The 13,278-nt window shown below is 32.8% G+C and carries 12 protein-coding genes; 3 read left to right on the top strand and 9 right to left on the bottom strand.

Translation table 11 applies throughout. The features are described 5' to 3' along the window. Positions 1 to 92: 92 nt before the first annotated feature. Entirely contained in the window at positions 93 to 413 is a 321-nt protein-coding gene (locus LNQ49_RS05490; RefSeq protein ID WP_229987677.1) for a MerR family transcriptional regulator, read from the bottom strand. A gap of 104 nt (positions 414 to 517) precedes the next feature. Here LNQ49_RS05490 and LNQ49_RS05485 point away from each other — a divergent pair, with 104 nt between their 5' ends. Both LNQ49_RS05485 and LNQ49_RS05480 read left to right on the top strand, forming a co-directional pair. Beyond that, positions 518 to 1,549: a nuclear transport factor 2 family protein gene (locus LNQ49_RS05485; protein ID WP_229987676.1), complete on the top strand. Its 1,032-nt coding sequence runs from the start codon at positions 518 to 520 to the stop codon at positions 1,547 to 1,549. Next, on the top strand, positions 1,550 to 2,203 hold the full coding sequence (locus tag LNQ49_RS05480; protein ID WP_229987675.1) for a cysteine hydrolase family protein: 654 nt from the start codon (positions 1,550 to 1,552) through the stop codon (positions 2,201 to 2,203). A gap of 166 nt (positions 2,204 to 2,369) precedes the next feature. On the opposite strand, the gene LNQ49_RS05475 is transcribed toward LNQ49_RS05480, so the two are convergent. The 7 genes from LNQ49_RS05475 to LNQ49_RS05445 form a co-directional block, all read right to left on the bottom strand. Then, positions 2,370 to 3,386, bottom strand: coding sequence for a M28 family peptidase (locus tag LNQ49_RS05475; protein ID WP_229987674.1), 1,017 nt, complete (start codon positions 3,384 to 3,386; stop codon positions 2,370 to 2,372). Between the two features lie 7 nt (positions 3,387 to 3,393). Continuing rightward, complete coding sequence (locus LNQ49_RS05470; RefSeq protein WP_229987673.1) at positions 3,394 to 4,365, bottom strand: DUF3667 domain-containing protein; 972 nt, start codon at positions 4,363 to 4,365, stop codon at positions 3,394 to 3,396. Positions 4,366 to 4,407: 42 nt separating this feature from the next. Then, positions 4,408 to 5,181 (bottom strand): dienelactone hydrolase family protein, encoded by a 774-nt coding sequence (locus LNQ49_RS05465; RefSeq protein WP_229987672.1) that lies wholly within the window; start codon positions 5,179 to 5,181, stop codon positions 4,408 to 4,410. A gap of 102 nt (positions 5,182 to 5,283) precedes the next feature. Further along, positions 5,284 to 7,485: a penicillin acylase family protein gene (locus LNQ49_RS05460; protein ID WP_229987671.1), complete on the bottom strand. Its 2,202-nt coding sequence runs from the start codon at positions 7,483 to 7,485 to the stop codon at positions 5,284 to 5,286. A 2-nt stretch (positions 7,486 to 7,487) separates the two neighbouring features. After that, the gene (locus tag LNQ49_RS05455; RefSeq protein WP_229987670.1) at positions 7,488 to 8,351 is read right to left on the bottom strand and encodes a cyanophycinase; all 864 of its coding nucleotides are present in this window, start codon (positions 8,349 to 8,351) and stop codon (positions 7,488 to 7,490) included. 18 nt (positions 8,352 to 8,369) lie between these two features. Next, positions 8,370 to 9,860, bottom strand: a complete 1,491-nt coding sequence (locus tag LNQ49_RS05450) for a M20/M25/M40 family metallo-hydrolase (RefSeq protein ID WP_229987669.1) — start codon at positions 9,858 to 9,860, stop codon at positions 8,370 to 8,372. Between the two features lie 21 nt (positions 9,861 to 9,881). Beyond that, a complete protein-coding gene (locus tag LNQ49_RS05445) occupies positions 9,882 to 10,334 on the bottom strand; it encodes an Lrp/AsnC family transcriptional regulator (RefSeq protein WP_255680735.1) in 453 nt (150 codons plus the stop codon). 236 nt (positions 10,335 to 10,570) lie between these two features. On the opposite strand from LNQ49_RS05445, the gene rocD reads away from it, so the two are divergent. Beyond that, positions 10,571 to 11,821, top strand: coding sequence for an ornithine--oxo-acid transaminase (gene rocD / locus LNQ49_RS05435; protein ID WP_229987668.1), 1,251 nt, complete (start codon positions 10,571 to 10,573; stop codon positions 11,819 to 11,821). 62 nt (positions 11,822 to 11,883) lie between these two features. Here the strand turns inward: rocD and LNQ49_RS05430 are convergent, their stop codons facing one another. Continuing rightward, positions 11,884 to 13,278: a RagB/SusD family nutrient uptake outer membrane protein gene (locus LNQ49_RS05430; RefSeq protein WP_229987667.1), complete on the bottom strand. Its 1,395-nt coding sequence runs from the start codon at positions 13,276 to 13,278 to the stop codon at positions 11,884 to 11,886.

Below are 13,278 nucleotides of genomic sequence, written 5' to 3'. Positions count from 1 at the left end.
AGGATGAGTATTTACTCATCCTTTTTTGTTTATCATTATTACTATCAGTAAATAGTAGCCAATAAAATATTTTCAAATGCAGCAGAATAGTTTTATTCTCCCTTTTTTAATTTGTTTAAAGTGTTTTCAATAAGTTCCATTCTGTTTTTTATCTTTTCTGCAGCAGAATCTAAAGTATACCCCTCGTCTAAAAGCTCTTTTATAAGCAACATTTTTTTAATGTTCTCATAATTATATCTTCTGTTTTTTCCTTCTTCTTCAGTTAAGCTACTTATGATGGCTTTCTCTTCCCAATAGCGAATTTGCCTTGTGGGAATGCCTGTAATCTGTGATACTTCGCCAATTCCAACAATCAATTTATCTAAAAAATTAAAGTCGAATGATAAGGCTTTGTCTGCGTTTGATTTATCCATTTTGTAAATTATTTACAATTAATGTTGCAAATGTATAAAATTAACCGTTAGTTTGAAATTGTAATTTATTTACAATTATTGATAATTAAATACAATTAAAAAAAATGAAAAGATTATTATTAATTACAACGGCAATGATTATGATGAGTTTTAAACCAGTAGCACAGGAAAAAACCCCTGTACAGGCAGATTATTTAAAAGAATTTGAGAAACATGTACGTATTCCTTCTGGATATTATTTCTATTCAGCGAAAAAAGTGATTGTAGATAAAGAGTCCGCATTGTTATTTCGTTATCAGAAAGACAAGAATGGAAACAAGAATGGAGAACATTTTTCTTTTGTTGTATCTGAAAATCAAAAGCAAATTTTAGGATTTACTTATATGGATAAGAAGTTTTCTAATTCAAAAATGATATCAAAGAATGAAACAAAAAAGATAGCTGATAAGTTTTTGAAGCAATTGGATACTTCTTTAGCGAGTGAGTTGAAGAATCTTTGGATAGAACAACATGATGAGAAGATTTTTGTTGATGGCAAAGAAATCACAATAAGTGGAATGAAGTATAAATGTTATCGTGCTTCTACAAATGACTATTGTTGGGTAATTGTAGGCTTTGATGGTTCGATTATTACTTTTGAGCGTAACATTAAGTGGGATAATGCAGCTGGAAAGCGTATTACAGAAAAGTGGTTGCATGATAGTTGGGTGTTAAGCAATGATAAAGCGATAACAAGTGCTGAGCAGCAGGATTTGAAAACATTAATCGAAACTACTTTTTTAAACGGCGTGTTAAACGATTTAAATATTGAACAAATCCGTAATGGGTTCCATCCTGATTTTGCAATATTAATTGCTGATGGTACAAATTTGAAAAAATTGGAACTTCCTGTTTGGATTAAAATAGTTGAAAAATATAAAAATGATCCTGAAAAAATAAAATCAGGAGACAGAAACCTCGAATATAAGTTTGATCTGATAGATGTAACCGGAAAGGCAGCGGTGGTAAAAGTCCAGCTTTTTAGAAAAGGAGAGCATATAATAACGGATTACATTTCACTTTTAAAACTTGAGAATGGGTGGAGAGCTGTTGCAAAAGTTTCAAATGAGCACATACCTAATCCTTTAAATTTATAAATGATGAAAATAATAATCCTGATAATACTACTAATAAATACAAGCATGATGAATAGTCAGACAAAAGAAAAATCGGCATTGGTATTAATTGAGACTCAAAATGAATGGATGCATCCAGATGGGAAGTTGAGGAAAAACTTAGTTACAGATGATAAGATGATGAAGAATTCAATTACCAATATTGAAAAAGCACTTCAGTATGCAAGAGAAAATGATTTAAGTGTGATTCATGTTGGATTGCGTTTTGAAAAAGGGTATCCAGAACTGGCAAATGGGAAAAGTGGTTTACGCAAAGCAATTCCGCAAGCAGGAACTTTTCCGATAAATGAATTTGGATCACAATTTTATGAAACGGTTAAGCCTTTAGAAAAAGAATTTGTTGTTACTGGTAGAGTGGGAGCAAGTGGATTTGCAGGGTCAAATTTAGATGCCTACTTGAGAAATAATAAAATTGAGAATATATACCTAGTTGGCTATGCAACCCATGTTTGTGTAGAAAGTACTATGCGTGAAGCTCACGACATAGGATACAATACGTTTATTATTAGTGATGCTACGGCAGCTTTTAATAAAAAACAACAAGATTATATGCTAAAAGAAATTGTACATCATTTTGCAGACCAGCTTACAACAGAAGAATTTGTAAAGAAATAAAAATTAGGAATAAAAAAAAGGATGAGTATTTACTCATCCTTTTTTTAACCTCAGAACCTCAGAACCTCAGAACCTCAGAACCTCAGAACCTCAGAACCTCAGAACCTCAGAACCTCAGAACCTCAGAACCTCAGAACCTCAGAACCTCAGAACCTCAGAACCTCAGTTACTTCTTATCAACTACAGGTCTGTTTTCTCTGTTTGCCAGATCCCAAGCTATTACAAATGCTAGTTGGGTTCTTTTTGTTAAAGCGTCGTATTCGATTTTTTCTGGTTTATCCCCTTTTCTATGGTAGTCTTCGTGAACGCCATTAAATAAAAACACAGATGGAATACCAAGTTTAGCAAAATTATAGTGATCTGAACGCTCATAAAAATGATTTGGATCTTTTGGGTCATTGAATTTGAAATCCAAATCAACCTTGGTGTATTTTTCGTTTTGAGCTACTACAATATTATGTAAATCGCTAGAAAGTCTGTCAGCACCAATTACATATACGTAATTGTTTGTATTTGCGTGTTCAACATCGCGACGTCCAATCATGTCAATATTAATATCAGCTATTGTATTTGCGATAGGAAACAATGGGTTTTCTGAATAGAAACGTGAACCATGTAGGCCGTGCTCTTCACCAGTTACATGCAAGAAAAGGATAGAACGTTTTGGTCCATGACCATCTTTCTTTGCTTTAGTAAATGCCTGAGCCATTTCAAGTAGGGCTACAGTTCCAGATCCATCATCGTCGGCACCATTAAATACTTCACCATTTTTCATACCTACATGGTCGTAATGTGCTGAAATAACTAATATTTCATCTGGTTTCTCAGTACCTTCAATATAAGCCCAAATGTTTTCAGAATCGGGTAGATTTTGATTTCTTTTGGCATTTAAGTAGGATGCAGGAATGTGTTGGTAGTAATCAGTTGCTCCTTTAGGAAAAGTAACTTTATCTTTTTTGTATTGATCTATAAGATAAACACCCGCTTTTTTCTGCCCTTTTGAGCCAGTATCTCTTCCTTCCATTTCATCTGAAGCCACAATATAAAGATGCTTTTTTAATTCGGCAGCTGTAATGGTATTCATATATTTGGTTGGATCCGAATTGTCTTTCGCAACTACGTTTTTAGTGTTTTTGCAAGAAAATGCCGAAGCAATTAATAATAGAATTAAGATTTTTTTCATTTCTTGATTAGTGTAAATTGATAAATGTGTAAAGAATGTAAAAGATAAGTATAAATAGAACAAAAAGGAAGTTTATGAAAAATAAAATAACACTTTTGATAAATGACACGAATCTAGTTTCTCCATAAAAACGATGATGTGCAGGATAAAAATAATAAGACATCCAAACTATTCCAACAGTGTTTACTAGTATTGTAATTAAATTAACCACAGCATATTCTTCAAAAGAGGAAGTGATTTTATTCATTAAAAATAAAATCAGAAAAATTAAGAGAAGAAAAGAAAAGTAATGCAAAGTGAAAATTCCATGATCAAAATAATACCATTTCTTTTTGTTATGAAAGATCCATAAAAAGAATGCAAAAAACGGCATTATTATAAAGAGGATTTTAGGAATATTATGGAAAAAAGATTCCATGAATTTATTAATAATCTCTTTCTTGGTATAATGTTCAGTAACGCCTGAAGCCTTTTTATATGCCCAATACCCAAACTCAGAAAGTTTATCTTTTTCTTTTCCAAATTTTTGGATAGAATCAATTTCTTTCATCGGTTTCAATCGGAAGTACTCGGGGTTTGTATTTATTTTATGATCCTCCTTATTTACTTTATTTATATGTAAAGTAATTTCTTTTTCGCCTTTAGTAATGTCTTCTGTGATGCGAGTGGGAAATAATGCAATTAAAAGAAAAGTAACAAAACTGATGAAAATGTATAATCGAACAGGTGCCAAATAAGACAAGCGTTTTCCCGAAAGATATTCTTTGGTTAGAGCAGCTGGTTTAAATAAAAGGTTTCTAATTGTGCGCCAAAAAGCATTTTCGTAATGCGTTAAATCTTCAAAAAAATGAATGAATAAATGGTGGAATGTTTTTCGAGTATCAGTGTTTTCTTGTCCACAGTTGGGGCAGAATTTTTGATCAACAACGTGTCTGCAATTCAGGCAGGTTTTGTCTTTTCTTAAAGCGCTTTTTGACATAAAAAATTTGGTTTGGTATTTTTTGGTTTGAGATAGTTATGGTTATTTTTTTAAGACTTCATTTAAGAAATTTTTTAAATGTTCGAATGAACGTTTGGCCGCTTTTTCATTATAAGCTGCTCCTTTAGAATTATCATTTCCAGCTTCAGGATTAGTAAATGAGTGTACAGCATTTGCATAATAAATCATTTGCCAATCGGATTTGGTATCACGCATTTCTTGTTGAAAAGCATTGATTTCTTCTTTTGACTCGTAAGGATCATCAGCACCGTGGCAAACCAATACTTTTGTAGTAATAGGTTGAGCAGGTCGTTTAATGTCTTTTCCTAAGCCACCATGAAAAGAAACAACTCCTTGTACATTAAGATGCCCTCTTGCAGCTTCAAGAGCGCCTGTTCCTCCAAAACAATACCCAATTACAACAGTATTATTCACATTGGCTCCCGATTTTACTAATTGTTGTAAGGCTAGGTTAATTCTCTTTTGATAAATACTAAAATTACTCTTGTAATATCCAGATAGTTTACCAGCTTCTGTATTGTCGTTAGGATAGTTTCCTTGTCCGTAGATATCTGCAATAAAAACATGATACCCTAGGTTGGCTAAATTTTCGGCAATTTCTTTGGATGCATTATCAATACCTTTCCAAGCGGGAAGGATTAAAATTCCTGGGTTTTCATTGCTTTTTGTTGTTGGATTAATGGCTAGTCCATTTAAAACCTGACTTCCATCGGTATATTTTACTGGTTTTAATTGTGCGCTCATAATATTAGAAAAAAGGATAGTAGTAAGTAAGAGAAGGGGTAATGTTTTCATGGTTTTATAAATTTAAACAAATATTAAAAATTTTATGTTACAAAAAAATTTCAAAAATACATTTCTTCTAAGTTTTTTGTAAGCTGATGGTTAGGGGTAAAATTATTTACCCGGATGATATGTTTTTTCGGCATTTTTAACAACATCTTCTTTGTAAAATAAGACTTTTTTAAACGCCCCCTTTTGATACATTTCGGCTTGATCGGCAAAATGTTTTGAGGATGGATCACCACTGTTTCCTCCCGCCAGTAGTGATTTTGCTTTTATTTTAGGACCAAATTCTACAGCGCAAACAAAACTATTACCATTATATCCATAACGTTTTTTAGAGTCATTTTGATAACTGCTTTTATAGGAAGGCAAGCTGCCCCATGAGCCTGGACCAAAAGCAATTGGTAAACTTGGTTTTGAATCGTCATATTTTAAATCGATATCACCATTAGAGCGTTGAAAACGGTTTACTTCGCCCCATGCTATTTTCCATGATCCCCATTTTGATTTAAGTTCTTTTAAAACCGATTGTAATTGTGGTATTAGTTGATTTGCTGTTGCGTTTTTTGCAAAGTTCTTGGTGTTTTCAACCTGATCTAATTCGCCTTCATCGATATAAGCTTTCAAGATAATTGGATCTAATTTATATGCCCATTCCACAGCTAATGTTGTTGCTATAGAATTTTCCGCAGCATAATAATCCCAGTTTTTTAGAATAGCAATTGATTCGGCTAAATCTGCATATTCTGTATCTGTAGGTTTTACGTTTTTTTCAAATACAGTAAGTAAACTTGGAATTAAAATTTCGAAAATAGATAATTTAGTGTCATAACCTTCAGCAATTACTTTGTCTAAGGTATAATCCTCACCTTTACTAAATAGGCGAACGGCGTTTATACCTCTAAAATTTTCTCCATCTGGCGCCATATAGGGAAGGTAGTTCTCTTTTTTTGGACTGTCTTCTCCTGCAACTGTATAAGGAGTTGAATTACAATTCTGAAGCCAGCCATTTACTGGATTGTATATATGTACTGTTTCATTTACTTCATGCAAGCCTTTCCATTGTGTTGATGAAACTGAACCATCAACAACCTTTGACCAATTGAGTTTTTTGTCTCTTATTGGAATGAAATTCCCATGCCAGTAGGCTATGTTTCCTTTGCTGTCTGCATACACAGTATTGTTAGAAGTATTGGCTTTTAAATCCATTGCCTTTTTATACTCTTCAAAATTGGTAGATTTTGTTCTTACCCAACTCTGAATAAGACTCGTCATCGATCGATTATTCGATTTTAAACTAATCCATTTCCCATCACGTTTGGCCATAATCGGACCGTTATTGGTAAAATAGGTTTTGAATTTTTTTGGAATTAATTTCCCGTTTTCAGTATAATTTATTGTGATTTGTTTTTCGGTAATAGGCAGTAGTTTTTTATCAAATTCATAAAATATTTTATTGTTTTTACGAACGATTTTTTCTGCATACATATCTGCAACATCTACATTTGATGATGTGTGCATCCAACCACAATTGTCATTGAATCCTTGGTAAACAAAAAATTGTCCCCATGTTACAGCTCCATATACATTTAAGCCTTCTTCACTTGTTACCTGAACTTCTGGTCTAAAGTAAAAAGTGGTATGTGGATTAATGTATAGAATTGCATTTCCATCGACAGTTTTTGATGGAGAAAAGGCAAAACCATTTGAACCAGTCTGCACGTTTTTTTCTCTTTCTACATAAGCTACTTTATCATTGTTTCCGGAATAGAATGCTTTTAGTTCCCCTGTTGAAAGATCAGCTGTACTTATGGCTCCAATACTTCCATCAGTCCAGAGCAAAGGAAACCATGGTTCAAAATGAGTCAATAAGGCTGGCTTTACTTCAGGATGTTTGTATAGATAAAAATTGATAGCATCAGCATAACTATTTAAAAGTTTTTTGAGCCAGATTGGTGCTTTTTTATAATCTGATTTTGCTTCTTGTGCATCTATCAAAAGACGAATTTCTAGGTCATTGTATAAAACGGATTGTCCTTTTATTTCTGAAAGGCGTCCAAGTTTTTCGATATAATTCATCTCGATTCGTTTAAAATCATCTTCGCACTGTGCGTAAAGCAATCCAAAGACAGCATCAGCATCGGTTTTTCCATAAACATGTGGAATGCCCCAATTATCACGAATTATTGTAACCTGTTCTGCTAATTTCTCTAGTCGGTCAATCTCTTTTGGATTTATTTTCTGTGCAGTAATCTGAAAGCTTATGCAAGAAACAATAAAGCTTAGTTTTATTATTTTTAGGTAATTGAACATAGTTATTTGATATTAAATTTTTGGCCAGCAGTATAAATGCTCATTTGCAGATTTTCTATTGAAATTAGGTTGTTGTTTTTAGCTTTCATAATTCCTTTTGGATTCTTAACTACTATAACTTCACTATCTCCAGCAACTTCAATTTGATTGTTTCTAACAATAATTGCAGTAGCTTCATCGATTCCAATTCCAGTTAAAGTCGGAAATTCGACTAAAGCGGTTAGGAGTCGATTGTAGCGATTTCTCTTTAAAAAATGCTGATCGATAATAGCTGTTTTTATTAATCCTAAACCTTCCGAAGTTTCTAGGTTATCGTGTCTGATATTATCAAAAGTTCCAGAGTATTCTTTTTGCAATTTTTGATTTCCTGTTATCATTTTCTCCGACATTACAGCTGCGCCAGCGCTTGTTCCAGAAATTGTACTTCCGTTTTGATATGCTTTTTGTATTGCTGTCTTTATGGGAGTATTTTGAACAATATTCATAAATCGTGTTTGATCACCTCCGCTTATAAAAATTAGTTTTGCTTTTTGCAAAGAGTCTGTCAAGGTTTTATTTTGAGCAGTTTCTTTATTAAAATTCAGCATCACAATTGGGTTAGCTGTTAATTTTAGCATTTGTGTTTTAAAAAAGATAAATGAACTATCAGGTTCTTCACTTGACATCGGCAAAACGACGATGTAATCTTTTTTTGCTAAATCGGCAACGCTTACTACTTGCTTCATTAAATTGTCAGATCGGTCACCTCCGCCAATTATGAATAGCTTTCCTTTAGGTGCTTGCGCTTGAAGCATACAGCTCATGAATAAAAGTGAAATCAATAGTTGTTTTTTGGACAAATAGTTGAATAGTTGCTGGTTTTTCATGGTTTTATTTTGGTTTAGTTAAGGCATATTTGCTATAAATTTTAAAAGAGAGGTATTTACAATATAAAGAACATCTTTTATTTTATCTAAATCTACTTTTGAGGCTATATCACGCATCGAGTGGTAATCCTCATGAAAACCGCTGAAATATGTCATAATAGGAATTCCTTTTGCTGCAAAAGAGGCGTAATCACTTCCGGTATGTCCATTAGTTTCCCAAAGATCAAGAGTAAACGGTTTTGATAGGTTGCTATTACTAGCATTAATAATTTCTTTTAAGTTATCGCTTCCTTCTTGAGTTCCAATGCTTAAAATTCGTTGGGTTTTGTCTTCTGGTGCACTTCTGGATATCATATCCATATTAATAGCGAGAACTATTTTTTTGTTTTTTAAATCAAAATTCTGAATGTAAAATTGACTTCCCAAAAGCCCCATTTCCTCTGCGGTCCATGAAGCAAATAAGATATTACATGGTGGTTTTATTTTTGACTCTGACCAGTTTTTGGCTAAGGCTAACATACCTGAAACTCCTGAAGCATTGTCATCGGCACCATTATAGATTGTGTCGTTTTTAATTCCTAAATGATCATAATGCGTCCCTACAATAATGGTTTTAGTGGTGTCTCTTCCTTGAATCATTCCTAAAACATTTCGAACAGGAAAAGTTTCAGATTGCAATTCAATGGAGAAATTAACTGTTGTGTTTTTCAATGGGGTAGAAGCAATGCTTGGTTTTTTTTCTGCTGATTCTACTGAAATACCGCTTCCTGAAAAAAGTTTTTGGGCTGCAGATTTACTGAATTTAAAAACGGGGATAGATGTTGTAATAGGATTTTCTAATGAATGAAAAACTTCGTTTTCTTTAGCATTTTTAGGTTTGTAATTCTCGTTCCCATCTATAATTATCAAAGCAACTGCATTTTTATTGATGGCAGTTTGTAATTTGATTTCTTCGAGATTATTTTCTTCAGGGAATAATTTTTTAAACTTCTGATATGTAGTTGAAGTGCTATCCTGATGTCCTGGAAATCCTTTTAAAACAACAACAATTTTGCCCTTTACATTTTGATTTTTATAATTGTCATAACCTTCTTTAGGTAGACTTAGCCCATAGCCAACAAAAACTATTTGTGCTTCTTTTTGTATTGATTGCTCAATTGGTGTGACTTGAAAGTCATTTTCTGGAGACAGCAGAAGTGTTTCTTTGCCTCCTTTTATTATTTTAAAAGATGTTTTTTTTACAGTGTGCTCACGGATTTTAAAGTTTTGAAAATATCCTGATTTTGGACTGTAGGGAATTAATTGGTATTGTTCCATCATTGAAGCAATATAATCAGAAGCCATAAAACCTCCTTTTTGAGTACTTCCACGACCTTCCATCCAATCTGAAGCTAAGAAAGAAAGTGTTCCTGAGAAATCACTTTTGGATGGATTTGAAACAGTAGTTTGCGAAAACAAGACTGATTTACAGAAAAATAAAATAACTGATAAAAGGAATTGTAATCGCATATTTTTAGTCTATAAGGTTGATTATAAAGTGATATTTCGCTTAAAAGCGCAACCTAATTCTATAATCGAATCGGTTTTTGCAATACCAGGAATGCTATCAATTTTTTCGTAGAGAATTTTTCTCATATGCTCATGGTTCTTGGCTATGATTTTTATGTAAAGCGTAAATGAGCCTGTTACAAAATAACATTCTGTAACTTCAGGGATTTCTTTTAAGGATTGTATTACGCGATCTGAGTCTGAATCTTTGTTGAGTGTAATTCCTGTAAAGGATGCCCAGTCATAACCGATCTTTTTTTCATTTACAACAGGTTTAATTCCAGTTAGAATACCATGATCAATTAGTCTATTAACTCGTTGATGGACCATTGTGTTCGAGATTTTCAGAGTTGAAGCGATAGAGGAGAAGGCCATTCTGCCATCTTTTTCTAACTCTTTTATGATGCTGATATCGAATTCGTCTAATATATCCATTGTTTCGTTCTGAATTAAAAATGATTGTTTCTGTTAGTTATAAAAGTAATTATTTTTTGCGATTTTCAAATAGGGGACTAAATAGAATAGTTGTATTTAAAAATGACTTGAATTCATGCTTGTAAAGTTAATATTTCTGTAAAATAAATAAATTTTAAGTCATAATAACTTTTTATTGTTGCAAAATATATAAAAATGGCTAATTTTGTAACTTAAGTTTAAAAAAATAAATAATCATGCAGACAAAACAAAACCTTTCATCAAAATCAGAAATCTTGATTGAAAAAGAAAATAAGTATGGAGCTCATAATTATCACCCACTTCCAGTTGTAATAGAAAGAGGTGAAGGTGTTTATGTTTGGGATGTAGATGGAAAGAAATATTATGATTTCTTATCTGCTTACTCAGCAGTTAATCAAGGTCATTGTCATCCAAGAATTGTGAAAGCAATGGTTGATCAAGCTCAAAGGCTTACATTGACTTCGCGTGCTTTTTATAATGATCAATTAGGTCCTTATGAAGAGTTTGTAACCAAATATTTTGGGTTTGATAAAGTTTTACCGATGAATACTGGTGCTGAGGCTGTTGAAACGGCTCTTAAAGTGTGTAGAAAATGGGCTTATGAAGTTAAAGGTATTCCAGAGAATCAGGCACAAATTATTGTTTGTGAGAATAATTTTCATGGTAGAACAACTACAATTATTTCGTTCTCTAATGATGAAACTGCTCGTAAAAACTTCGGACCATTTACAGATGGATTTATAAAAATAGAATACGATAATCTTGAGGCTCTTAAAAAGGCTTTAGAATCGTCAACAAATATTGCTGGATTTTTGGTAGAACCAATTCAAGGTGAAGCTGGAGTTTATGTTCCTTCTGAAGGATATTTAGCTAAAGCAAAAGCATTATGTGAAGAGCATAATGTATTGTTTATTGCAGATGAAGTTCAGACTGGAATTGCACGTACAGGAAAATTATTAGCTGTTAATCATGAAAATGTACAACCTGATATTTTAATTTTAGGGAAAGCAATTTCTGGAGGAGTTTATCCTGTTTCTGCAGTTTTGTGTAACGACGAAATTATGAATGTTATTAAACCGGGACAACACGGATCTACTTTTGGTGGAAACCCAGTTGCTGCTGCTGTAGCAATTGCTGCACTTGAAGTAATTAAAGATGAAAATCTTGCTGAAAATGCAGAACGTTTAGGAATCATTTTAAGAAAAGGTTTAAACGAGATTGCTAAAAGAAATAATTTAATTACACTTGTTCGTGGTAAAGGATTATTGAATGCAATTGTAATCAATTGTGGAGAAGATTCTGATTTGGCTTGGGATATTTGTCTTAAATTTAGAGATAACGGTTTATTGGCTAAACCTACTCACGGTAACAAAATTAGATTAGCACCACCATTAGTAATGACTGAATCTCAAATTAATGAGTGTTTAGAAATTATCGAAAAATCATTGAATGATTTTAGAATTTAAATAGAGGTCTTTTAACCGATATAAAAAAAACCATTCGTCGCGACGAATGGTTTTTTTGTTGGTTACTTACTATATCCCGGATTCTGGGTGATTTTTTTGTTGGCATCCGTTTCTTTTAATGGTATTGGGAATACCATATTATCGGCATCATAAAGAATCAAATCCGATCCGTCACCATCTTCACTAATGTCAATAGAACGTGCTGTTCTTTTGATATCATGAATTAAGAAACCTTCCATTCCTAATTCTAGTTCACGTTCTAATAGAATATCATCTAGAGTAATTGCTAACAAATTATCTGCTTTTGCTCTTGTTCTAATAACATTAATATCATCAAGCGGTGTGTTTCCAAGAGCAGTTCCTTGTCTAAAATTTGCTTCGGCTCTTATCAAGTACATTTCGGCTAAACGAATGATGCCTACATTTGCAAACTGATCAATAAATTTAGATGTTAGTGTTCTTCCCGTTCCATCATCAACATAATTAAAAGTGGCTCTATCATCAGGATCACTAAATTTTTCTAAATAATGATCTCTGATTGAAAAATCTCCACCACGACCTCCATTACTTTCTGAAGCATAAAAAGTATTTGCATCATTTACCCCTGTTTGTTTTGTAATTTGTATTGAAAATACATCTTCTATTAGATCAGTATCATGATTAAAAGCAGCTGCATAGGTTTGAGACAATTTATGTCCGCTATTTTCGATAACATCATTGGCAGCATTTCTTGCTTCATCATAATTGCCTTGTTGTAGATATACTCTTGCTAGTAATGCACCTGCAGCATATTTATCAGCATAAAAGCTATTTTCGTCAGGTAGATTAGTATAGGCAAGTTTTAAACCATCAATGATTACTTTGTAAACTTCATCGACAGTACTTCTTTCTTTTGAAAGGTCAACACTAAAATCATAAATAGCTTTTGGTCTAATTACAACTCCTAATTGATTATTGGCTTGGCCACTCACATAAGGTTTTGCGAAAAAGCGTACCAAATCAAAATAGGCTAGAGATCGTAAAAAATTGGCTTCACCAATCATTACTGCCTGTTTATTTGGATCTTTGACCTTGTCTATATTTTCAATTACTGTATTTGATGCATTAATTATTTCGTAACATCTAGAATAGGTGCCTTCAATAATTACGTTATCGGACAACATTGTTTTATTGTACATCTGTCTTAATTCTCCAAAACTACCTCTCCATCTAAGATCTGTTGTGTTCAGTGAGGCACTAACGCCTAGCAAATCAGCATAGACCAAAATTCTTCCGCCATAAGCATTACCGTTTGCTGCCAAAGCATATGTTCCAGTAAGTACATTTATTACACCACCTTCTGTGCTTAAGGTTTCTGAAGCATCTTCTCTTTGCTTAGGGTCTATATTCAGTTCACTTTCGCAACTTGCAAATAAGGCTACGAAAAATAGATATAAAAATATTTTATTTGTTTTCAT

Source organism: Flavobacterium pisciphilum (assembly GCF_020905345.1).
Lineage (GTDB): Bacteria > Bacteroidota > Bacteroidia > Flavobacteriales > Flavobacteriaceae > Flavobacterium > Flavobacterium pisciphilum.
This window is presented reverse-complemented; position numbering and strand designations above follow the sequence as displayed.